The 22,941-nt window shown below is 44.1% G+C and carries 21 protein-coding genes and 2 pseudogenes; 7 read left to right on the forward strand and 16 right to left on the reverse strand.

Features of this window, described 5'->3' with window-relative positions; all coding sequences use genetic code 11:
- Positions 1 to 231: 231 nt before the first annotated feature.
- The 3 genes and pseudogenes from ACMAZD_RS20065 to ACMAZD_RS20075 form a co-directional block, all read right to left on the reverse strand.
- A pseudogene (locus ACMAZD_RS20065) lies at positions 232 to 606 on the reverse strand (peptide ABC transporter substrate-binding protein); the annotation flags it as partial.
- A complete protein-coding gene (locus ACMAZD_RS20070) occupies positions 569 to 703 on the reverse strand; it encodes a hypothetical protein (protein ID WP_435250573.1) in 135 nt (44 codons plus the stop codon). The pseudogene ACMAZD_RS20065 and the gene ACMAZD_RS20070, both read right to left, overlap by 38 nt.
- Before the next feature lie 211 nt (positions 704 to 914).
- Positions 915 to 1,808 (reverse strand): DMT family transporter, encoded by an 894-nt coding sequence (locus tag ACMAZD_RS20075; protein WP_435250315.1) that lies wholly within the window; start codon positions 1,806 to 1,808, stop codon positions 915 to 917.
- A 99-nt stretch (positions 1,809 to 1,907) separates the two neighbouring features.
- Between ACMAZD_RS20075 and ACMAZD_RS20080 the strand changes: the two genes are divergently transcribed.
- Both ACMAZD_RS20080 and ACMAZD_RS20085 read left to right on the forward strand, forming a co-directional pair.
- Entirely contained in the window at positions 1,908 to 2,696 is a 789-nt protein-coding gene (locus ACMAZD_RS20080; protein ID WP_435250316.1) for an AraC family transcriptional regulator, read from the forward strand.
- Between the two features lie 346 nt (positions 2,697 to 3,042).
- Positions 3,043 to 3,744 (forward strand): endonuclease I family protein, encoded by a 702-nt coding sequence (locus tag ACMAZD_RS20085; RefSeq protein WP_435250317.1) that lies wholly within the window; start codon positions 3,043 to 3,045, stop codon positions 3,742 to 3,744.
- Between the two features lie 47 nt (positions 3,745 to 3,791).
- Here the strand turns inward: ACMAZD_RS20085 and ACMAZD_RS20090 are convergent, their stop codons facing one another.
- The 7 genes and pseudogenes from ACMAZD_RS20090 to ACMAZD_RS20120 form a co-directional block, all read right to left on the reverse strand.
- Positions 3,792 to 3,986, reverse strand: a complete 195-nt coding sequence (locus ACMAZD_RS20090) for a hypothetical protein (protein ID WP_435250318.1) — start codon at positions 3,984 to 3,986, stop codon at positions 3,792 to 3,794.
- A gap of 126 nt (positions 3,987 to 4,112) precedes the next feature.
- Positions 4,113 to 4,598, reverse strand: a complete 486-nt coding sequence (locus ACMAZD_RS20095; protein WP_435250319.1) for a GNAT family N-acetyltransferase — start codon at positions 4,596 to 4,598, stop codon at positions 4,113 to 4,115.
- A gap of 57 nt (positions 4,599 to 4,655) precedes the next feature.
- Positions 4,656 to 5,033 carry a DUF4440 domain-containing protein gene (locus tag ACMAZD_RS20100; RefSeq protein WP_435250320.1) on the reverse strand — a complete coding sequence of 126 codons (378 nt, stop codon included), beginning with the start codon at positions 5,031 to 5,033 and terminating at the stop codon, positions 4,656 to 4,658.
- 102 nt (positions 5,034 to 5,135) lie between these two features.
- A pseudogene (locus ACMAZD_RS20105) lies at positions 5,136 to 5,234 on the reverse strand (cytidine deaminase); the annotation flags it as partial.
- Positions 5,235 to 5,322: 88 nt separating this feature from the next.
- A complete protein-coding gene (locus ACMAZD_RS20110) occupies positions 5,323 to 6,453 on the reverse strand; it encodes a lipocalin-like domain-containing protein (RefSeq protein WP_435250321.1) in 1,131 nt (376 codons plus the stop codon).
- Positions 6,453 to 8,996 carry an FtsX-like permease family protein gene (locus ACMAZD_RS20115; protein ID WP_435250322.1) on the reverse strand — a complete coding sequence of 848 codons (2,544 nt, stop codon included), beginning with the start codon at positions 8,994 to 8,996 and terminating at the stop codon, positions 6,453 to 6,455. The genes ACMAZD_RS20110 and ACMAZD_RS20115 overlap by 1 nt, the downstream gene beginning before the upstream one ends.
- The gene (locus tag ACMAZD_RS20120) at positions 8,983 to 9,699 is read right to left on the reverse strand and encodes an ABC transporter ATP-binding protein (RefSeq protein ID WP_435250323.1); all 717 of its coding nucleotides are present in this window, start codon (positions 9,697 to 9,699) and stop codon (positions 8,983 to 8,985) included. Before ACMAZD_RS20120 ends, ACMAZD_RS20115 begins: the two co-directional genes overlap by 14 nt.
- A 358-nt stretch (positions 9,700 to 10,057) precedes the next feature.
- On the opposite strand from ACMAZD_RS20120, the gene ACMAZD_RS20125 reads away from it, so the two are divergent.
- Genes ACMAZD_RS20125 through ACMAZD_RS20135 form a run of 3 tightly spaced genes read left to right on the forward strand, consistent with a single transcriptional unit; the run spans position 10,058 to position 12,817 of the window.
- Positions 10,058 to 10,852, forward strand: a complete 795-nt coding sequence (locus ACMAZD_RS20125; protein ID WP_435250564.1) for an ABC transporter ATP-binding protein — start codon at positions 10,058 to 10,060, stop codon at positions 10,850 to 10,852.
- Positions 10,849 to 11,811: an ABC transporter substrate-binding protein gene (locus ACMAZD_RS20130; RefSeq protein WP_435250324.1), complete on the forward strand. Its 963-nt coding sequence runs from the start codon at positions 10,849 to 10,851 to the stop codon at positions 11,809 to 11,811. Before ACMAZD_RS20125 ends, ACMAZD_RS20130 begins: the two co-directional genes overlap by 4 nt.
- 58 nt (positions 11,812 to 11,869) lie before the next feature.
- Positions 11,870 to 12,817, forward strand: coding sequence for a FecCD family ABC transporter permease (locus ACMAZD_RS20135; RefSeq protein ID WP_435250565.1), 948 nt, complete (start codon positions 11,870 to 11,872; stop codon positions 12,815 to 12,817).
- Between the two features lie 126 nt (positions 12,818 to 12,943).
- On the opposite strand, the gene ACMAZD_RS20140 is transcribed toward ACMAZD_RS20135, so the two are convergent.
- The 5 genes from ACMAZD_RS20140 to ACMAZD_RS20160 all read right to left on the reverse strand — a co-directional run bounded on the left by ACMAZD_RS20140 (position 12,944) and on the right by ACMAZD_RS20160 (position 17,840).
- Complete coding sequence (locus ACMAZD_RS20140; protein WP_435250325.1) at positions 12,944 to 13,933, reverse strand: zinc-dependent alcohol dehydrogenase family protein; 990 nt, start codon at positions 13,931 to 13,933, stop codon at positions 12,944 to 12,946.
- Between the two features lie 20 nt (positions 13,934 to 13,953).
- On the reverse strand, positions 13,954 to 14,742 hold the full coding sequence (locus ACMAZD_RS20145; protein ID WP_435250326.1) for a phytanoyl-CoA dioxygenase family protein: 789 nt from the start codon (positions 14,740 to 14,742) through the stop codon (positions 13,954 to 13,956).
- Positions 14,743 to 15,019: 277 nt separating this feature from the next.
- Positions 15,020 to 15,265 carry a hypothetical protein gene (locus ACMAZD_RS20150; RefSeq protein WP_435250327.1) on the reverse strand — a complete coding sequence of 82 codons (246 nt, stop codon included), beginning with the start codon at positions 15,263 to 15,265 and terminating at the stop codon, positions 15,020 to 15,022.
- Between the two features lie 199 nt (positions 15,266 to 15,464).
- Positions 15,465 to 16,346, reverse strand: coding sequence for a multidrug transporter (locus tag ACMAZD_RS20155; RefSeq protein ID WP_435250328.1), 882 nt, complete (start codon positions 16,344 to 16,346; stop codon positions 15,465 to 15,467).
- 162 nt (positions 16,347 to 16,508) lie between these two features.
- Positions 16,509 to 17,840, reverse strand: coding sequence for an MFS transporter (locus ACMAZD_RS20160; RefSeq protein ID WP_435250329.1), 1,332 nt, complete (start codon positions 17,838 to 17,840; stop codon positions 16,509 to 16,511).
- A gap of 325 nt (positions 17,841 to 18,165) precedes the next feature.
- Here ACMAZD_RS20160 and ACMAZD_RS20165 point away from each other — a divergent pair, with 325 nt between their 5' ends.
- Together ACMAZD_RS20165 and ACMAZD_RS20170 are read left to right on the forward strand one after the other, a co-directional pair.
- On the forward strand, positions 18,166 to 18,873 hold the full coding sequence (locus ACMAZD_RS20165; RefSeq protein WP_435250330.1) for an AraC family transcriptional regulator: 708 nt from the start codon (positions 18,166 to 18,168) through the stop codon (positions 18,871 to 18,873).
- 106 nt (positions 18,874 to 18,979) lie between these two features.
- Positions 18,980 to 20,173 carry an MFS transporter gene (locus ACMAZD_RS20170; protein ID WP_435250331.1) on the forward strand — a complete coding sequence of 398 codons (1,194 nt, stop codon included), beginning with the start codon at positions 18,980 to 18,982 and terminating at the stop codon, positions 20,171 to 20,173.
- A gap of 125 nt (positions 20,174 to 20,298) precedes the next feature.
- Here ACMAZD_RS20170 and luxN read toward each other — a convergent pair whose 3' ends face one another.
- Entirely contained in the window at positions 20,299 to 22,941 is a 2,643-nt protein-coding gene (gene luxN, locus ACMAZD_RS20175) for a quorum-sensing autoinducer 1 sensor kinase/phosphatase LuxN (RefSeq protein WP_435250566.1), read from the reverse strand.

A 22,941-nucleotide genomic window follows, 5' to 3' on the forward strand; every position in this document is an offset into this window, starting at 1 on the left:
AAGGCGAGAGGTAAACAAGGCAGAGCAAACATGAACAACCCAAATAGAAAGTCGATTTCAAAAAAACACCTAGCGTAATGCTAGGTGTTTCTAAGCCATTTGGTACTCATGTCGGTACCTTTTTATGTTTGCCAACTAACCGCTGTTAATCTGGTTTAGTTGAAGTGACTGTATCTCAGTTACCACTAAAATGGTGGTGATTATTGTTTTCTTATCAGCTCACTTTTACTCTTATACAAAGTATAGATCCTTAGCGTAGATATTTCCTTTCGGGTTATTGTTAGGGAAGCCTTTAAGTATATTTCGCACTAATCGAGTGTGGTTATAGTGATATAAAGGCATAACTGCTGCAGGTTCGTTAAGTAGCAGTTATGCCTGCTGGTATAAAGCAAAATGTTTAGACTGACCTTCCGTTTTACTCGCTTGCTACAAGAGCTCATTATAATCAGGGTTACAGTACCCGCTCCCATTTGCTGTATGACGACAAGTGAAGGTTTCCAACAGTGCAGAAGGCTCTGGATAGTTACCAAATTCCCAAGAGCGAGCAAGCTGATAATCTCCCGCTCCTTTAGCAGCGACATACGCTTTCCATTCCATGTTCTTTAGATAATGGTGTATCAGTAGGAACTGTTGCAGCAAAGCTTGAGGCTGAGCATAGAGCAAGCAGTGACGATATGATCACTGGAATCCTTGGTTGAATCATTGTAATTCCTTTTACAACTTAAACGGTACTAAATACACTAAAAGTGAGTCAACTCAAGGTTGCAACAGCAGTCAGAACGCATTAAAGGAATTTGAAAACGGTGAGAACAGAACAATTGAACAAAACAGGAAAACAGCAATGCCTGCTGAGGGAGCAGGCATTGTAAGGAGAGGTTGATTCGCGAATTTTCGTTCGTCTAATTTAAGAAAGGCTAGCTTTGCTGAGGTAGCGCAGTTTCAAGCCTTGGTTTCCTTTTCACTTGAGCAAGGATAACACCAGAAATCACCATTACACCGCCAATGATATGGAACTGGTTAATCTCTTCACCTAACCATGTTGATGCCAATACAATAGCGACTACAGGCATTAAGTTCATGAACATTGCGCTGGAATCAGCGCCAATGGTATCAATGGCTTTCACCCACATCCAAGGGGCTAAAATCGAAGCAGCAACGGCGGCGTAAGCTATAAGTGGAATAGCTTGTTGTGAAGGAATGAGTTGATCACTGGTTAGCCAAAGTGGAGTCAACATTGCGACCGCGAACATCCCTTGGATATAAATCACAACCCAATTGCTGATTGGCATTTTCCAGCGCTTCAACAATACACAGTATGAAGCATATACACATGCCGCTATTAGCATGTAGCCATCACCTTGGGTAAGTTCTTGATGGATGAAGAATAGGGGATCGCCTTTACCCAGCATCAATGCTAAGCCCGATAGAGACAACACACCTCCTACAATACTCAAACTTGAAATCGATTTATTAAGTAGTGGAACGCTAAGGAATACACTGATTAATGGCACTAATGATGTAATCAAAGCCATGTTTGAAGCGGAAGTGGTTAAGCCTGCGTAGTAACCTAAAGACTGGTTTAACACCATTCCCAAAAAGCCAAGGAAAGCCAATTTAGATAAATTAGGCTTAATGATTTGCCATTGTTTGATAACCGAGCGAATACAGAACGGTGTGAGAATTAACATCGCAATAAACCAGCGGTAAAAACTCATTGCACTTGGTTCAATGGTACTTGCCGCTAGCTTATTGACGATAGCATTTGCACCCCAGATACAGACTGTGAAAAATGGTAATAGATAATGCATGTGAGTCTCGTGGCAAAATGAGTTGATGCGGCTAGTTTGACAGGTCGTTATACTTACAGATATCTTTAAAAAGACATCAGGCGCGATAGGAAGACAAGTTTGAAAAAACACTCAAGAAACCTTCATCCATCCTTATCATTTGATAAGGCACCATCCAACGTATTTATGAATTTCGAAGCTTTCTTATCGAATACCGAAACTCGTGTACATAGCCACCCTTGGGGTCAGGTACAGTTGATCAGCGGTGGGATTCTTGAAATGGAAGCAGAAGGTACACGTTTTCTTGCGCCACCACATCTCGCGATTTGGGTACCCGCGGGGGTAATGCACTGCAGTTATAATCGAAAACCACTTGATTACTGCTCACTGAATATCGCACCAGAGCTGACTCAGCACCTGCCAGAAAAGACCAGCCTAATTAATATCACGCAGATAGTCTCTTCGATCATTGATGACTTTCGTCAGCGCGATATCAATGTCGCCCAAAGTGAACAAGATCAAAGGCTTGTGCAGGTGTTACTGGATCAACTTGCAGAACGGCAAGTCGAGCATCACTTCCTACCTTCAACTGATAACAAGTACCTTGCTCCTATTCTTGCTGCCATAGAAGAGAACCCTACCGATGATATCTCGTTAAAAGATTGGGCCGACAAAGTACATGCAACCGAGCGAACTTTGTCGCGTCATTGTCAAAGTGAGCTCGGAATGAGTTTTACGGAGTGGCGATTACGAGTTCGCTACTTATACTCAATGGATCTATTAAGAAACGGACAGTCGGTTAAAGAGGTGGCACTCACATTAGGCTACAACCAAGCCAGCCCCTTCATTAGTATGTTCAAGAAATATTCAGGCCAAACGCCAGAGCAATATAAGAATCGTTTGTTGTAATTAGTATATGGAGAGGCATCGGTTTGGAAACGGGTGTCTGTCACGGCAAAACGTTCAGTCTTGCCAAACTAAAGTATCTAGAATCCATTGCGAGTTATTACCTATCAAGAGCTGGATATTGATCCCTTCAATAATAAGGCGTTAGACCTCCCTTTTTATAAATAAAACGATTGCATATAAATTGTGTTTTGTAGAGTCTTAGGACACTCATCAATGATGAGTGATTAAAACAATAATAAGGATACTAAAAAAATGAAAATGCGTTTAAATCTAAGCCTTTTCCTAATTTCTACCGCTCTTAGTCCAGTTGCGCTTGCAGATATTACATACCCTGACGGCTACTACCTTGAAGCTGAAGGGGCTAAGCGGTGATGCCTTAAAAGACATGCTTGGTGTGATTGCCGCTCGCGGGCAAAAGCAACTCACTTATACTCAGGTGTGGTCTGCATTGAAAGACACCAACGAAGACCTGAATAACTCGAACAACGTTATTCTGTATTACAGCGGCCGTTCACAATCTAAAGATTTTACGTCGTCGGGAAATAACGATAAAAATGCATGGAACCGTGAGCACCTTTGGCCTAAATCTTTTGGTTTTAAGCGTAAAGATCAGTGGGGCTATACAGATATTCACCACCTGCAACCAACCGACGCAGAGATTAACTCTATCCGCTCAAACAAAGACTTTGACTTTGGTGGTTCGCCATTGAGAAAGTCTCCGCTTAACAAAACCGATTACAACAGCTTTGAACCTCGCGATGCAGTGAAAGGGGATACCGCTCGTTCGCTTTTCTACATGGCCGTACGCTATGCAGGAGATGACGCGAAAATGCCTAATTTGTACTTAGTCGATAACATGTCGAGCTCTTCAGGGCAACCTAAGGTTGGAAAACTGTGCACATTGCTCCAATGGCATAACGCAGATCCTGTCGATGATTGGGAACGTAACCGCCATGAAAAAGCCGTCAAATGGCAAGGTAACCGCAACCCGTTCATTGATAACCCAAGCTGGGCAAATGACATATATGACAGCCGCTGTAACGGTTGATATATAAACTGAGGCCAATGCAAAGAAGCCGTCCTAGTGATGGCTTTTTATCTTGCGAACACGTTATTGGGTAGAGCTGCTAACAGCACTGAGCAATTGGTGCATCGACTATCGAAAGTGACTCTTAGCCCCTTTTCGTGCGTCGTGGGGAGATCTAATAGATGTGAATCTAGTTCATACTGATCGGTTTCAGATGCAACTTTAAAGCGTTGCCACATCTTGTCGTAAATCTCTTCGCTCACAGTTTTCCTTCGATACTTATTAAGACAATAGGTGAGTACAGAACTTATTCCATTGAGATGAGTGGCTTAAAATTCATCCTCACTCAAATATTATGTTTAGCTGTTCCATTACTCGGTTGTGTGGGTCTAGGCTTCAAGAGCTCCTATTTTCTTAGACATATTAAACCCAGTAATAGAGAAGCCCACTGCTTGGTAGAGCTTTAGTGCTCTTTCATTATGGTACGCGACTCTTAACTTTATTTGTTCAATATCATGTGCCTTAAGCTGCTGCTCTAATAAGCTCAGTGCTTGTTTACCATAGCCTGCACCTCGGTACAAATTAGATACGTAGAAGTCGTAGATGAAGGTAGATTTATCTTCTGTATTAATGGAGTGCCAAAGGTAGCCGACAAGACATGCTTGTCCATTTAACTGAGCTTCAATACAAAGAAGCGAATGCTCGTTTCCTTCAAGGCCATTCGGAAAGCAACGATGCAGATCTTTTTTAGCTAGCTCAACGGATCGCTCCATAGAGTGGCCATAGTTTTTCGCTATTTCACGGCTGTAATCGTCAATAAAATAGTCGCAGTAAGCGGGGTACTCTTCATGGCGCATTTCTCTAAGTTCAATCATGTATGTCCTTACTATGTACAAAATAAAGTCGCGATCTAATGGTTAAGATGCGATGTCTTATCTGTCGGTTAGCTCGAAAGGTAAACAAGGTGTGCCTTGGTGGTATTTAAGCAGCCAACCAGCCTCAGTCAAAACCCATATAGAGCAACGTTTGGCATAGTTACTCACATCACCAAGTTCATTTACCAAAGCGGTCTGATATTTGAGTAAGTGTACCGAAGAGCTTAGTAAAAGGCATTCGTAGTTTTGTGAGTGAATTTTTGAGGTTGAAGGTTCCTCTGCTCTCATCATTTTAACGATAGACATAAAGTTATAGCTATCACCACTGCGACCGACTTCGGAAAAGTCGGGATGGATTAAACGCTTAATACCATCATTGTTTTGTCGAACTTCATATTGATGAAGCTCGATTTCTTGCTGAATTAAAATGTCCAATTGAGCTCCTTAGCGTAGATTTCAAATTCCCAGTGATCATATTACGTATCATCCCTAGAAGCATTGTATAGAGTGCTTCGAGGCTTGGTTATAAGCGTTTTGCTATAGATTGATTCCATTTACTAACGAACAGTGATGTGGCATTAATTCACGGATAGTTTTGAACACCAGCTTGTTCTCTTTTGTAGTGAACATGACTTTACGCTATGCCAAGAGCGTTCGATTTGAATAGGTGGCTGGTTAATTCATGTCTTTTTATTGTCATTGCTTTATGATTGCTCAGACATACCTAATACCCGGTCAACTCCATATACCCTGTACCTGAGTGTGTTCCTTTAATTGAGATTGGCCCCTCCCAATAGGGAACCGATAGTGGCATTTTTGCTTTTGGGTTGAGTGCCGAGACTGTCAGTTCTATTTGCTGGCTTGGAATTGAAACCAGCCACTCTGTTGGATAATCGCGCCCATCAATTACTGTCTGTTTGGTTGCAGTGAGAGTAATGTCTTGCTGCGAAATAGCAGTACCAGAACCATTTTGCTGCATCAGCCTTGCGTGAGCATAACTGGCTTCGCCTGTTGCCGAGTTTCGCAGTTGGAATACGACTAGGCTGGTTTCATCACTGAGCCTAAGTGCAAACCAATCCCAGCCTTGTTGTGAGTCGAGTAAGAACTGTGAGCTCCATTCTCTGTCTATCCAACCTTTGCCTGAAACCTGATGTGTCACACCATCAATCGTCACGTCGCCTGATACATCGATGAATGGCTGACTGTAGTAGTAGGATGCGACTTTTCCGTCACTGCTTTTGGTGCTGTAGCCTTGCTCTCCTTGTTTTTGGTAGGGAGCGTCGCTAGTCAGTGTTAACGAGTAGCCAAACTGCTCTGAGTTAGCATTCAATGTGGCAGGGAATAAGTCATCGGTAGAAGATGTCCACTGCCAATCATCAAGATAGACGCGAAATGGTGATGTGTTTACCCCTGCCAGTTCTGCGTGATCGCGTGACCATTTTTCATCGGCGTAGTGTTTGTCTTCGGTGGTGACGGCACTGTGCGCCATGAAGATCTGTTGGCTTTGCCATGTGGTTGTCTTGTTTTGTTCGACGCTGTTTTCTGGATCTGCGGCAAAGCGGAACTGTGTCCATTGTACGCCTAGTGTGTTGCCGTCCTCATCGATGAGGTTGGCGGTTAAATACCACCATTCATGACGGAAACTCGGGTGCGCTTGATGGTCTTCGGGGAAGGTGAGTTCAACGCCTCTAATGACGGGACTGAATTGATCACTTTGTTGCTCACTGCTCCCGCCGAGTATTGATCCCATGTTTTGAGCGGAATTCGGGTCGACCTTGTCACAACCCCATAGAGATAGCAGGCCCACTGAGAGAGCAGATAGTCTGATTAACTTAGTTTTCAAGCCAATGTTCATTACAACACCTCACTTTGCAAACTGGATACCACAGGTTTACTGACCAAGCGCCATAGAGGAATGAGTGTTGCAATCACAGCCACAATAATTGTGATGAAGGAAATATTGAGCGCATCGCTCCAACTCCACTGGTAATTTAAGCTCCAACCGAAGGCACGAAGGGTGACGATGTCTGTTAGTACGTAGCCAACCATAGCACCTAGCGGGATGGCGATAACCAAAGTAAAGGTCACAAGCACAACGATTTGCCCGATCACCATCGCCATCAACTTTTTACGGCTTACGCCAAGCGCATACAACCTTGCGATAGCGGCCTTACGAGCATCGAGCAGCATAAAACACGCACAGAATAAGCCAATCACAGCGACCATCAAGGTAACGCCATTCAGTGCGCGTGTGATGGCGAACGTTTGTGAAAAGATATCTAAAGCGAGGGATTTGATCTGCGCTTGATCGTAGAGCTGACTTTGGTGCAAGTTCAATTGCTGGCGCAGCTGTTCGTAGACTTGTTGTTGGTCACCAGAGACTTTAATCCCTAGGCTGGTGGGCAAATCCGTGAAGCCGCTTTCAAGCCACAAATTAGGGGCAAGTAACACTTCGCCATTGGGGGAGCCGTAGTCGTGGAAAATCGCCCCGACGATTAGTGATTTGTTTGGAATAGAGTCGAGCCTAAGTTCGCTGTTCAAAGACAAACCAAGCTTCACCGCAGTGGGTTCGCTGATCGCTACCAGTTCACCCTGAAAGAAGCGTTGCCAAAAGTTATCAAGCTGCGATTGGAACACCATGGTTTGCGCTAGTGTATCTTTGTCTTTGGTACCGAGTAACGTTGGCAAGCCTTGCAAGTTATCGTCGACGTAATATTGCTTATAGACGGTTTCAACGTTTTCAAACTGCTCTAACGCACGTTCTACGTTGGCGATTTCGCCTTGAGCAGGGCTAATGTAAATGTCGGCATGCAGCCGCTGTTCTAACCATTGCTTTAGGGTGGTTTCAAAGCTGCCTACTAAGGTATTCATTCCCATGTTAGCCGTTACGGCAAGAAGCAGCGCCATCATGGCAAGGGATAGTGGAGAGATGAGCTCTCTCAATTCAGCAAACAGGTACTGCATCAACCCCGACTGAGTGCGCTCTTCACTCCAATTTGCTAATACGCTGAGCGTTTTAGGCAAATACAAAGGGATAGATACAACTAACACGCCAAGCCACGTCATGGTGAAGCGGTGATGTTCGCTAAGCCACAAGCCAGCTAATGCGATACACGTGAGTGTTACTCCGATGATAAACAGTCGGTTTTCGTTTGAAGCCTCTGGCGTTTGATAAAAGCCACCATGAGAAGAGAGCGGTTGTTGAATGCGTTGTTTAAAGTGCTGCCAGCAGGCAACAAGTGTGGCGGCTAAGGTGAGCACTAAGGCCTGAACTAACCATGACCACTGCCATGTGCCAGGCAGAAGTGTTGCTCCGTATAGTTGTTCCAGCGTTATCGCAACGGTTGGGTGTAGCCAATGGCTCACCTGAATACCCAAAATGAAACCGAGTGAAGCTCCTATGGTTACCAAAACGATAAGCTCGATTAGCAGAGCTGAAAACACGATGCTTGGAGCTATGCCGGCTTGTTGAATTTGCACCAACAGCCGATTACGTTTCAGCAAACTGTACTTCACGCCATTGTAAGCGATAAATAGGCCAACCAAAAACGCCAATAAACTCATGGCGGTCAGATTGAGGTGAAAGCTATCGGTAATTGAACCGAGATCCGTACTTTGGTTGTTGGATATCCATTGCCCTTGTTCGCCAATAAGGCTTTGCCATTTATTTTGGGTATTCCCCTTAGTGTCAAAAACAGCGATGTAGCTCAGTTGCCCTTGCTTGTTAAGCAACTGCTGAGCGAACCCAATGTCCATCAACATCCGACTACCCAGTTGCCATTCATCGGGCAGCACTACCACTTGGGTGACTACTTCATCGAGAGTCAGTGTATCTACTTCACCTAAGCTTTGATGTTGCGATTGGCTCATCATCACGATGGGCTTGCCAGCTAATAAGTGAGGAAGCGGCAAGGCACTGTTGAACAGGGATATGTCTTGACTGTCTTCTGAGGTTCCATCGTTTTCGGCTGGCTTGTCGCTAGAATAGCGAGATCGTGAGGTGAGAGCGGCGATCAATTCACTGCCTTGTACCGACCAACGACGACCTTGTTCGTCTCTCACACGCCCTTCAATCACAGGAAGTATCTCGCTGAGTCCGTTTTGTCTAAGCTTGAAGTAGAGCGATTCTGGTAAGTAGTTTTGCCCCGCTGGTGGAATGATCAGGTTTTGCGCTTGGGCACTCAATTGTTCGGTCGATTCAGCGTAGCTGCGTTTGGCATTGAGGTTGATGGCTTGAACCGCGACAAACAGGGTGACCGCCAACACGATACCAATCATGATCGCCGCTGCTTGTAAGGGGGATTGGCGATAATGCGAAGCGAATAGATTTAGCGTAAGTTTTGTGTGAGTGAGCCATGTGTGATTTAACCTAGAGTGAGTTAAGTTAGCTTGCGGCATGAGGCTTCTCACTGGCTTGATTTTGGTTTAGATCTACACGCTTTAACTCTCCATCATCTAACACCAGTTGAGTCTGCATAAAACTGGCACATTCGGGGCTGTGTGTAACCAGCAATAAAGCGGTGTTGCCTTGCGTGGTGATTTCGTTCAGCAGCCTCATCACTTCTAAACCAGCTTTGTGGTCGAGGTTGCCTGTGGGTTCATCGGCAAGCAGCAGTTTCGGTTTATGGGCTAATGCACGTGCGATCGCCACTCGTTGTTGTTGTCCGCCAGACAGTGCTGATACATGTCTATCGAGCAGTTCACTGATGCCTAGCGCTTCCACTAAATAATCACACCAGTCGCCCCACTTTTGTTGGTTCAAATGCAACGGAAACGCGATGTTTTGTTTTACGTTGATCGGGGTTAATAAGTTGAACTGCTGAAAGATAACGCCCAGTTTTTGATAGCGGAAACGGCTCCATTGTGGGTCTTTCCAAGCTGATGTGTTTTCACCATCGAGCCACAACTCACCTCCTGAAAGTGGTTCAAAGCCTGCTATTAGGTTGAGTAGAGTACTTTTTCCGCTGCCACTTGCTCCTGTCAAAGCCACGCTAGCGCCCGTCGTTAGAGTAAAGTCGACATTGTCCAGCACGCTATGTGTCTCTTTACCATCAACAAAGCTTTTTCTGGCGTGTTTCAGCGTGACAACTGGGTTTTCCATTTCCTCTCCTTACTACCAAAACTGACAATCAAAAGGTGTTGTTACTTATGGTAATTATTGAAGCGATAAGCTCTATCAAACTGTAGACAAAAATTTGGAGAAATAGAGCGATTTATATCGAATTATTAGTAACTTGTACTTCGAAAAGAGGGAAATGGATCAGTAATGGTCGCTAGAAGTATTTTCCTAAACAAGCTTGTCCTCATCTTAAGGTGGTAGCAACAGCCTAAGTTTCTAACCCAGATTAGTACTGCCTTAATATTTCTATTAATAACTATATCTTTAATTTATTGTTATGTTATAACGTAGCAATAGATGTGATTTTTAGAAGCTCGGTGGGAAATTGAATAAACCTGTATTGACTGTGCGTGGCCTCTACGCCGACGGATTGGCTAACTGGAGAGCCGTTTCCGACGTCACATTTGATGTGAATGATGGAGAGTGTGTTGCGATAATCGGACCGAATGGAAGTGGTAAGTCTAGCTTACTGAAAGGGATCACAGGCGAGTACAAAATGGTTGAGGGTGAGATGTTGTTGTCTGGCATCGCCCTTAATAGCTTAGCAAGGCAGCAGATAGCCAAAAAAGTCGCGGTTGTCACTCAGCATGAACATGTGGATCCTCGCTTGAGTGTGTCTGAATATGTTAGCTTAGGCCGCACTCCTCATACCTTTTGTTGTAGCGCGAAAGAGCACAAGCGAGCCGTTCAGCAGGCGATGGAAGATGTCGGGTTGCTCCATAAGAGCCAGCGATGCTTTGGTGAGTTATCTGGAGGTGAGCAACAACGCGCTAGTATTGCCCGTGCATTCGCACAAGAGCCAAGGCTGCTGCTTTTAGATGAACCGACCAACCACCTAGACCCTCTCGCTCGTCTTGAACTTCTGAGCCTAATCAAACAACGCGGTATTGCGTCTGTCGTGGTACTGCATGATTTACCTTTAGTGGCGCCATTCGCCGATAAAGTTCTTTTGATGTCTGATCAAAAAATGGTCACGTTTGCAGCGCCAGATACGGTGATGCAAGACCGATATATGATTCCTGTTTTTGGGTTGCGCGTCCTCTCGTTCAACCATCCTAACCTGTGCAGCACCATCCATCATTTTGAAGCTGCATCTACTTACTCTAATCATTCTTTAATAGGAGCAGCCCAATGAAGTGGCCTGTAATTTCCAGTCTTTTGTTTCTTTTACCTTTGTCTCTTGCAAATGCAGCCAGCACTCAATACCCAGTTACGGTTGATAACTGTGGTAGTCCGCTGACCATTGAAAAGCGTCCCTCACGTGCGGTTGTGCACGACATCAATATGACTGAGATGGCGTTTGCTCTTGGCTTGCAGAAGGACATGGTAGGCGTTACAGGTATCACTGGGTGGTACAAGATGTCGAGCTCATTCAAAGACCGTTTAGGAAACATTCCAGAACTTGCACCCAAGTACCCTTCGTTGGAAACATTGATTGCCTCAGATGCCGACTTCTTTTTCGCTGGCTGGAACTACGGGATGAAAGTAGGTGGTGAAGTGACACCTCAAACACTGAAGCCTTATGGAATTCATACTTTGGTACTCTCAGAAAGCTGCATTCATACTCAAGACAAAAAAGAGGGTGTCACAATGGATCTGCTTTATGGTGATGTGCAAAAGTTAGGCGTTATTTTCGACAAGCAATCCGAGGCTGAGGTTTTGGTTAAGGGTTGGAAAGAGAGAATCGCAAAAGTTGCAGAAAAGCAGAAAGCACAAGGCCAACCGAGTCCAAAAGTTTTCTTGTTTGATTCCGGTGAAGACAAGCCTTTTACTGCGGGTAAGTATGGAATGCCAAATGCAATGATTGAAGCCGCTGGTGGCCAAAATATTACAGGTGATATGGAAGCAAGCTGGGCACGAACATCTTGGGAGAACGTTGCTCGCGCTAACCCAGATGTCATTATTCTTCTCGACTACCAAACGGCGAGCGGTGCTGATTCACTGCAGCGTTTCCTTGAAGCGCATCCACTAATGAAATACACCAATGCAGTGACATCTGGTCGTTACGTCAAATTGCGTTATGAGCAACTCACTCCTGGGCCTGCCAACATCGATGCTATTGAGAAATTAGCAACAGCGTTCGCTTCTGAGTAGTCATCGTTTGATTTTATTTGATAAATATCGAGTAGCTTGGCTAACAGGTATCACTGCCATGCTGCTCGCCTTTATGATGAGTCTGCAATTTGGCTCGGTTCCTTTGTCCTTTAAGGAAGTGGTTATAGGGTTGAGCTCTTTTAACGATCCAACGCCGGATATGACAAGTCGAATATTGCTCGACTTGAGGCTGCCGAGAGCGCTTTTAGCTGTTATTGCTGGTGCAGGGCTCGCGATGGTAGGGGCATTGCTCCAGACCTCGACACGTAATGACTTGGCGGATCCTTTTCTGTTTGGCTTGTCATCAGGTGCGTCTGCTGGTGCAGTATTGGTGATTACCCAAGTGGGAGACACCTTAGGCATTTGGTCGCTTCCGCTTGCGGCATTTTCAGGTGGTATTGTGTCGGCTACGGCTGTTTTAATTCTGTTTTCGATGCAGAAGAAAAAAGGCAATGACAACCTGATTTTGTGTGGCTTGGCAATTTCATTCTTGTTTGGGGCGGTCACGAGTTTTTTGATTTACTCGGGCGATCAAAGGGCGGCGAGCTCAATTTTATTCTGGACGATGGGAGGCTTAGGGCTCGCTCGTTGGAATAATCTAATTTTTGCCTTAATTGGCGTGTTGTGTCTTATTGCTTTAGTGATTAAACGTTATCGCGAACTCGACACTTTGTTAGTGAGTGAACAGACCACAAGCTCATTAGGGATCAATGTTCATCGCCTGCAAAGTGAGATTTTTCTTTGTTGTGCGTTTTGCACTGCATCGATTGTTTCAATGACGGGCGTGGTGGGCTTTATTGGTCTGATGGTGCCTCACCTTGTTCGACCGTTTTCAGGTGTGACTCACAAGCGAGCTATTCCTTTGATCGCCTTATGGGGAGCGGTTCTCTTATTGTTTGGGGATTTAGTCAGCCGAACCATATTAGCGCCACAAGAATTGCCTGTTGGGATTGTGACAGCAGCGCTAGGTGGATTGTTTGTTTTATACCTTGTTTGGCGTAAGTAGCTTGTTTTTTTAACCAGGGAAAACTCATCAAAATTAAGCTTAGGAACGTCTCTAAGCGCTAATCATTTGGGTACTTTCGACCTTTATTCTTGGCGGTTGAAAGTACCTTCTTAGACCCAAGTAAACCTAAACCGGAAGCAAGACGATCTTGCCATTCAGCTGTGTGGTTTTTGATTCAATAAGATCAATAGCAGTCTGAACTTCACTTAGTGGAATACAGCGGTCGATGTCGAGCTGTATGTCGTTAGTGATGAAATGGTCCAGCATGGTCATGAACTTGTCACGACGGACACCTTTCCCCTCTGCTTCTTCCCAATAACGTTGGAAGAAGGTGCTGAATTCGATAGCTTGGTTTTTTGCATATTCGAAGAAGCGTGGTTCATAAAAATCCAGAGAAAGCGTTCCGTAGTTGATGAAACGCCCGTTGTTGCTAAGGGTATGGATAAGTTCGGTTCCGGGCTTACCACCAATCGCATCAAACGCAACCGTCGGTCGAGGTAAACCTAGCTGTTGAATCTGTGCAACCAAATCATCTTTGGCATCTAACGCATAGTTTGAATTCGTTCGAGAGCGCTCAGGTTGTGAGGTCACAACAATGATTTGAAACCCAAGTGATATCGATAACTGGGAGAAGATCTTACCGATGGCTGAGCTACCTGCATTGATGATTAGCACATCTTCTTTGGTCAACTTCGCGACTTCTGTCGTTAGCACCCACGCGGTGAGCGCATTAATGTACAACTGACAGGCGTAGCCATTTTCTAGATCCTGAGGAATGTGGAAGAGGTTGTCTGGTGATACATCGACATAGTTCTGCCATGTTCCACTGATTGCCACGAGCACTCGCTGATTAACTGCAAACTCATCATGGCTGGACTCTACAACCCTTCCTACTGCTTCAAACCCCGGTACTCTCGGCGGTTGGTGACTGTATTGGTATTGCCCAACACCATAAATCGACAATAGATCACTAGGGTTGATGTTGGTCGCTTCAACTCGTACTCGAACCTTATCTTTATCTAGCGTTCCTAAAGCAACATGCTCTAGTTTGAGAGACTCTTTCGGCTGCCCGAAACGGAACTGGCTAATTCGAGTATTTTGCTTAGTGTCAGTCATGGTTCGGGTACCTTTATAGCTTACGAGCACTGAATTGATTTTAAGTGTAGCGTATTCATAAACAGTCTTGGATCGGAAATGTTGTCCAACATTGCAGACGTTGGTAGGCAATCGTCGTCAACGTAGTCGACATAGTCTGCCGCCGAATCAAAGATCAAAATATCCAATGCTAAACGATCCAGCCCGTATCGACCTCTGTGGATCATATCTGCGGAAAACACCAACAAGTCACCTGCTGCTAACGGTATCTGCTTACCGCCAGAGATATCATCGCTGCTCACTTTGCCATTTTCTTCTTGGCGAACATTGTATTCTTCTTCGTTGTCCCAGCGTTTGTGTGTTCCAGGGATAAGCTCCATACCGGGCTCATCAAATAGGGGGACACGCAGGTGCAATACTTGAGTTTCCATGATGACTTTCATCTGATCATCAATGTCGTAGTCGTATTGACAGTCACGATGCCAGAAGTCTTTTTGTTGCGGGTCTACAGGGTTGAAGAACAGTTGCGTGTTCATGAAAGCAGGGTTGTTCGGTATCACAGCATCAACCACATCCATTACTTGTTTTGAGCTGATGAAGTCAAACAATACGGTTCTATCGTCGGCGGGTAAATATTCGCTTCCCGTAATCAAAGATGAGTTAAATGCCTCTTCTTGATAGAATTCTTCGTTGTCCGCCTTCCATGATTCATGGAATTTGAGCACGACTTTTCTAAGTGATGCAATCTGAGCTTCATCGAAATAATTTCTGAGAACAAAGTAACCGTGTTCATCGTAACGGTTACTTAATTGTTGGCTTTTTTCTACCACTGACTACCTTCGTTCATTTTGTACCGTGTAATAACCACGTATTTCTTGGGCGCATAATGCCAGACAGGCGTCATTCAACCAAGTAACAAATGAGGAAATAATGAGATGCGGTGGTGTTAATAGTTACACATGAATATGAGTTCTATGCACGGAACAGATTGAGATTTTTAGTGCTAAAGAGAGCGTTTATCTCTTTGAATCATGCCGCCCACACCTAAGCTGATGTGAACGTTCGCGATAACGAGTAAATCAATAGTTTGCCTTACTGTTGCTATCACTATATCGCAGGCTGTGGCGCTGAGTCGGTATTGTGATTTTGCGTTAGCTTCTGAGTCACAGCGGTTTCGTTTTCATCTAAAGGCACAAAATGTTTATCTGTTAACGCCACTGTCATTGCTTCATGTTTTACCGTTATGGTCGGCGTTTCTGATGGGGCTTCGTTGGTGGCCGTCGGTTCGGCGAATGCCATTAGTGAGGTTGTAAATACGATTGTTGCTAGTGCGATTTGAGCGAGTGTTTTCATTTGGCCGTATCCTACTGGGTAAGTGGAGATTACAAATAGCTGATACGTGCACTATAGAAATTATGTGGAAGTGGTTCTTATCATTTTGGGCCACCATAAAACTTATAACATGGCGTGATGTATTTATCATGAGTATGGATGAAAGGTCAGTTTGCTCACTTTTGTTTGGCCCATACTCACCTTGGTAACGTCGGTCAAACTACTGCCACATCACAAATAACGCTGCAATAGAAAGCAAGATAAGTGCAAAAATGTCTTTGTGAGCAATGTTTTGCCCTAACCAGAAGTAGGATATCAGCACCATAAAGACCACTTCGATTTGGCCTAATGTTTTTACATAAGGCACGGCCTGAAGTGACATCGCGCTAAACCAGCCAAGAGAACCAATTACACTTGCTAGGCTTGTCATCACCACCAGCTTCGATTTGGTAAATATCTGGCGCAATGTGTTGCGTTCTCTGAAAAAGAGATACGTACAGATAATAACTGTCTGAAGTGAAATGACGAGGAACAGCACCCATGCAGCGCTATGAGGGAAGGGTAGGCCGATGCTCAAGCTGGCTTCTCGAACCCAAAGAGACGTTAAAGCAAAGGCGGTGCTGCAAGCCATACCTAAGAGAAAGACTTTGGGAGAGAGGCTTCGCCAGCCGGAAGAGCTGCTCATGATCAACACGCCCAAGGCACCAATAAGTACACCAACCCACCCAGTAATGGTCAAAGCGGTGCCAAAAAACAACACGGACAATACCGCTGAAACCGGAGCCTCACATTTGGCGAGTCCGGCACCTATCGCATAGTTCTCTAGCTTAAACAGCATCACCATTAAGCCTGTCGCTAGGATCTGCATAATCGCAGCAGCAACAATGTAGAAAACGAACTCACCGGAAAAATTAGGCGTGGACACTGGCTGCCATTGATACAGCGAATAGAGATAAATAAGCGCGATTGGGCCAGCCCAAATAAAGCGAGCTAACGTCACGCCAGCCACGCTCATTGTGCCCGCTAGTTTACTTTGAAATGCATTGCGCCAAGATTGGCTAAAGGCTGCGAGAAGAGTAAAGACTATCCAACTAAAAGACATGACGCTTCCATGTGTTATGTAATTTTATGATTATATTAACAAAAAATCATATGATAAGAAGCGATATGGTCTATCTATTACCATAGGCTCACTTTTACTCTCTATTCGGCATCAGTACGTTCTTAAAAAGATCGATGTTTTCTTCAAAAGATCGACGCTTTTTTAAAAGATAGGCTGTTTCTTGTTTTTGAAATAGAACAACGCACTGATCGAAACGAACAATAAGGTGAAGTAGTAGAAGAACGAAGACAGTGAAGCCAAGAAATCGAGGTTTTGTTCTATCTCTTGCGAGGTGTAACCCTGAGACACCAACTTATAGTAGTAGGCATACAAAATACCGATCAAGCCATACCCAAGGTTAAACATCAGGCCTTTGAAGCTGAGAACGGTAGCTCGGTTGCGTGATTCCGTTTTTTTGTTCAGATGGTAGCTAATGAATATGTTCATCGTCATGATGATAAAGATCAGTACTAACGCAGGTATTACGCCATAGATCGACCAACCTATACTGATCCAATAATAGGTCGCCATGCTCGCTAACCCCATGACCAAAATAAAGATTTTAGGCTCGATGCTTTCTGCCAATCTACGGCTTTGTCCCGCCAATATGATTTTAAGCAAACTGATTCCCGCGCCAATAAAACCGAAGTAGATAATAGGAATATCGATAGCGAGATAGTATTGGCTGTTCATGGTTAGGAACATGCGCGAGGTATGCTCGAACAGGCTGTAATACAGCAAAATGAACAGCACGTAAGGCGTAGCAAGTACCCACTTACCTGTGTCAGCCGTTAATTTAAGGCTGGCGATGGTGGTTGCTAATTTGGTTTGGTCGCTTGTCATCACCTTTTTCTCTTCGCGCATGTTAACCGCGGCATAAATGGCGACCATCGCGACAAACAAGGTGGCAAAAACGGGAATGCGCATGAGGTCTTTTGTGCTTTCTGGCTCAGCGAATCCGAGAGTATGAAAGATGTTTGCCATCAAGTTTACGTCGTACATCGCAGCACCAATTAAGGTGACAAAGATGCCGACGCTTGAGGCGATACGAAGCTGGATCTGCAACACTCGAGGCCATAGCTCTTCATTGCTTTGTTCTTTTAAGGTGTCATACGCTAGCGCTTCATCAGCACCGCTTGCTAATGCCATGGCTAAACCGCTGAGTATCCGGTTGACCAAAAAGACCAAGAACACCAAGTTCGGGTTTTCGGTCGGTACTAAGGCGATCATGGCGATTTCAACAAACATCACAAGAGAAGATAGAACTACCAACTTCTTGCGTCCCAAGGTGTCGGCAAATGCTCCAGATGGGACTTCAGCAAGTACAATGGTCGCAGCCCACACTACGTTAAGCATGGCAAATTGCGACAGAGTTAGGCCGTAATCTAAGTAGAGTAGAGTGAATACTGGGTAATAAAAACGCGCAAAGTAGCTGCTTCTGAACATCAAGAAGTAGCGGACATTGGGAATTTTCAGGATTTCTTTATCTGTCACGATGATTTCAGCAAGTTAAATTAAATATTCTTTTTTATAACCTTTTTACCATTTACATCATATGATTATTGAAAACTTTACGAGTTTAAGTAGTGAAATGGCCTTGAGTTAGGCAAGGTTCACATAATTTTTTTCGATTAAACACATCCATGTGGGCTATAAATTTGATTGACGTGTATTCAATAGGTGTTGCCGTAAGATATCAATTATTGTTTTGTTATAAGTGTTAGGTTTAGAACACCAGAATTAATGGACTAGAGAAGATGATGGAAAATATGATTATACTGGAGAGTACATTAATGAAAGAGTCGACGAGATAATTAATTTGAACGAGCATCAGCTTATTGTGACATATCATGAATCTCATAATTCGAGCGAGTTACATAGCCATGACTACCCACTCCTCGCTTTTATACATCAAGGTTGTCAGATTCTATCTACTGACAAGCATAGTTTGCTTTCTATGCCGGGTTCTTTAATTTATATTCCAGCTGGTGTGCCACACTGTGCTGATTTCTTAAAACAATCCCAGATCTCTTTACTTCGCCTGCCCCTAACATCAATACCTGATCTCACTGAAATATGTATGTTGGATGTATCCCCCATCGTTACTCAACTATTTCGCTTTTGGGAAAGTGGTGGTCCAGAACCAAAGCTTGAACCTCATTATATTCATGTCCTAATCGACCAGTGTATCTGTTGTAAAGCAGCTAATAACCCTTTAATTGCAAAGGGAGGAATGGATCGAAGGCTATTACCGGTAATCGACGCACTATCAAACGAGCCAAGTATCAAATTGTCTATTTTAGATATGTCTAAACAAACTGGTGCCTCTGTGCGTACTTTAAACCGACTTTTTCTCTCTAGTTTTAAAGCGTCTTTCAGAGATATTCGCCAAAAAGTTGTGATGGAACGCGCTGAAAAAATGATGGCAGAAGGCGTTAGCGCAACTGATATTGCATTTGAACTCGAGTACTCTAGTTTATCTTCATTTTCTACTGCATTTAAAGAGCATCAGAAAAAATCTCTTTAGTGTGAAATTTGGCGCAATTTGTAAACCGAGTGTCGTTTCACCCAAAACCTTAGCAGCGCAATCAGTTTAATCTGTTGATCTGTTCTTAATGTTATGGGGAAAACCATTGTCCAAAATAACTAATATAGCTATCAGTGTCCTAATGGCATCGATCTACTTTTTTTCGTCAAGTATGTATACACCGAGCTTTCCGGACATACAAAGTGGACTTCAAACTTCTGAGGCGCTGGTGCAACAGACTTTAAGTCTATTTTTTATCGCTTTAGCCTGTAGTCAACTTATCTGTGGTCCGCTCTCTGAGCGCTATGGGAGAAAACCAATAGCGATGCTTTCATCTTTTGTTTTTGTTATTGGTTCAATGACATGCCTTTTGGCTGATAGCATAGAGGTTTTGTTAATCGGCAGGATCATACAGGGTTTGGGGGTTGGTGGCCTCTATTTGCTTTGCCGGACGATACTACAAGACGCTTTCGAGAAGACAGAGCTCATGGGGATACTTGCTTGGTATGGGGTTTTTTTTATGAGTTTACCCGGTTTAACGCTCATTTTAGGTGGGTACCTGACTCAGCACTTTGGTTGGCATAGTAACTTTGTGTTTATGGCATGCTTATCGATTGCCACACTATTGATCATCGCATTTATTAAACGTGAAACGATACGTAAGAAGAACCCCGATGCAATAAAGCCTAAACAGATACTAAAAGATTACGCTCTCATTGCATCAAATGTCACCTTTCTGTGTTATTTGACAATGATGTTTAGTGGGACCAGTTGTATATTGCTCTTCCAAGTGACAGGCTCTTTTGTAGCCCAACACGAATTTGCTTTAACGGCTGCAGACTATGGCATTGGATCAATGGCTTTGATTGTGAGTAGTGTTGCATCTCGATTTATATGGACTCAATTTTTGAAGCACCGTATTAGTGAGAATATGACACTAATTTATGGGAGCCTTATTCAAATTGTAGGTTGTGTTGTTATCACTTTAAGCCTTGTTGTTCATAGCTATTTATTAATGTTAATTGGGTTTTCTGTCATGGCGTTTGGCTCAGCATTTTTATTAGCAGTCGCGGGCGTATCAGCATTGTATTTGTTTCCTAATCACAAAGGGCAGGTTGGTGCTATCTACGGTGCTCTGCAGATGATTGGAGCATTTGGTTTTACGTTTTGTTTATCGTTGGTTCCGGCCACTCAGGAGGTGATGGTTCTGAGCAGCTGGATATTGTCACTGGTGAGCAGTGCCGCAATTATTATCATGTACATGTGCCAGCGAAAAACGTTGGAAATGCCTGTCGCTTAATCAAGTTTGATTCGGAAAAGTCATCGAATTGATAATTTATGCTGCTAATTGTGCTAACAAAAAAATCCCCTCAAGAACCTTTCTTGAGGGGATTTTAATCAGTCGTTGATTAACTTGTTAGCCGTTTACTCTTCACCTTCGGCTTCCTTAGATGCATTAGACGTTGTGCCTTTTTTCAACCAATTGTCAAGTACGTGTTGCAGCGCATCTAATGAGGTTGGTTTTTCCAAGCGACCATCCATCAGCTTGCTGATCATGTCTAGCTCACGTTGTCCTGATTCACCAGACAGAGCAATGATCGGCGTATTAGGTGAACGTGCTTTGATGATCTGGCTTGCGTCAAAGCCGTTCATGACTGGCATTTGCACATCCATCAAGATCAAATCGACTTGGTGTGTTCTAAACAGCTCAACCGCATTCTCACCGTTCTTTGCTTGCAGGCTGTTAACGCCGAGTCGGTTCAAGTACATCTGAACCAGTGTGCGTTGTACCTCTTTGTCATCAACGATCAGCACGGTGGGTACGAGATGATTTGATGCTGGTGGATTTGCTGCTTGCGTCTTTTCTGTCTCAGTTTCAGGGGCTGGCTCAAGATCGTTATCAGCACTTGGCGTTTGTTTCTCTGGCTGTACTTCAGCTTCGGCTTTATCTTCTGTTGATTGATTGTGTTTCCAATCGTTGAAATAAGGCGTACGCAGAGCATCTGCTTTCGGTGCATTTGGCACAACAGGGAAGTACAAATGGAATTCAGTAAACTCACCAAGCTTAGATTTGCATTCAACTCGACCACCAAATGAACGCATTACACGTTGGCAATAACCTAAACCTAAACCACTACCGCCGCTCTTTTGGTAAGAGAAAAAGTCATCGAAGATCTTGTGAACAATGGCTTCATCAATGCCTGGTCCGGTATCTCGGAAAATGAGCACATTCTCGTAAGAACCGGCTTTTGTACTGATCTCGATTTGGCTATCTGGATAGGAATCAAAGTAGTAGATCGCATTACGTATCAGGTTGAAAATAACGAAGTTGAATAAGGTCTCATTCAGTTTTGCCACAAAATCAGCGTGTTGTGGTAAACGAATTCGCTCAATGATTTTCTCGTTCTCAAAGCCATAGTGGCTGACGGCTTGATCCACGGCCTTGTGGATGGAGGTCATGGTGATTGGCCCATGCTCGGGTGAGCTGTCACTGACTTCTCGCAAGATGATATCAATCAGCTGTCGACCGCGTTGAATCGCAGCTTGGCCGTTCTCAATATCAAGTAGGATCTGTTTTGCTGGTGCTTGATTATCAATATGCTGCTTCAAAATTTCAAAATGCAATTGTACTTGAGCAAGCGGGTTACGCATTTCATGGGCAATTGAGTTAGCCAATGCACGGCTTTGACGTATGCGTCTATCTGCTTCAATCGTACTTTGTACACGAGTTAACAAGGTTTGCAGCGCAGAGATCTCTTCGTTAGAGAACATTTGGTCGTTGCTCTTGTGCGATGACACCAGCAAGTGCGTAACGGACTTGCCTTGACCAAACAAAGGCATCACTAAGGCGGTGTTGTTCGAACTCATCTTTTCATACAGCGCCTTGATCGAGCTTTTCGCAGGCGCGGTGTAATCTAACTCTTCAGACAGTTCGTCGAACACCAAAACAGACTTGTTCGTCGACAGGTAATCTTCGTAGAAGGTCTCGTTGTAGTTGCTGTTCACGAGGCGAAGTTTGTCTTCTGGGATTTGCAGTAGGCTACCTAAACGACGCATTGCATCATCAATTGATAGCTTGAAATCTTCTTCCAACGCAAGGATTTGTTGGACGGGTGTTTTCTTGTTTCCGTAGACAAAGAAAGAGGCGTAGCGGCTCACTCGTTTGTAGAGTACGTACCAAGTAACACCAATAAGTGCACAGATGGGGATTGCGATTAACCATTGGCTATCGTCAGTCAGCGGGATAAAAATTGCGCCGAAAGGTATCACTAAAATGGCACACACTAACAGTGTATTGAGGCTCATATACGCAAGGTATTTCACGCTGTAGAAACGAGAAGTCAGCAGGGCATAGCCTACGAATAACATCTCACTAATAGACAAGGCGGGTGGTAGCCAAGTGAGAGAGAAATCGCGGATGAAATAGGCAACACCAATATGGATCGTTGCCGTTGAGAGCATAAACACCAAGATGCCTGTAATCATGTAGTTTGTTTTGGCTAATGTTAGCTTGCTGCTATTGGCGCGCATGGCCACTAGATTAACCAGTGTTAGGAGAATTAAGCTTATTACCCCGGTAAAAAAGTACGGTGTTTGTGGACCAAATTCGATTACGAATTGGCTTGGGCCTGTGATGGTGACATGTTCAACGGTTAAATCCGGACTTAAATTAATAAAGAAGGAATAAACTGTCAGAGTGACGACAATCGCTTGTTGCCATAGGTAGACTTTACCATTACGGTTTTGCGCCGCAAGTTGGCATGAGAAGTAATACGCAAAGGCAAATGCAAGAAAAGAGGTTAGGTTGGCCAACTTTGCAACGTATACGGCCGCCGATGCTCCAAGTTCCGGCAATAAGTCGGTATGGAAGTAAGTGTTGCTGCTGATCCACGCAACAATACAGGCAGAGTATGCGATATAAGGGGCATGGTGTGTACCCGCGATAACTTCATTTTTTTGTTTAAGGCGATAGCAATAATAGAGTAGCCACATAATCACTACTGCTACGGTCGCAAGCAGTGTTATTGCTTTTCCATAGACGATTGCCTCTAGGCCGAAATCAAACAT

This window comes from Vibrio sp. nBUS_14, assembly GCF_051201655.1.
Lineage (GTDB): Bacteria > Pseudomonadota > Gammaproteobacteria > Enterobacterales > Vibrionaceae > Vibrio.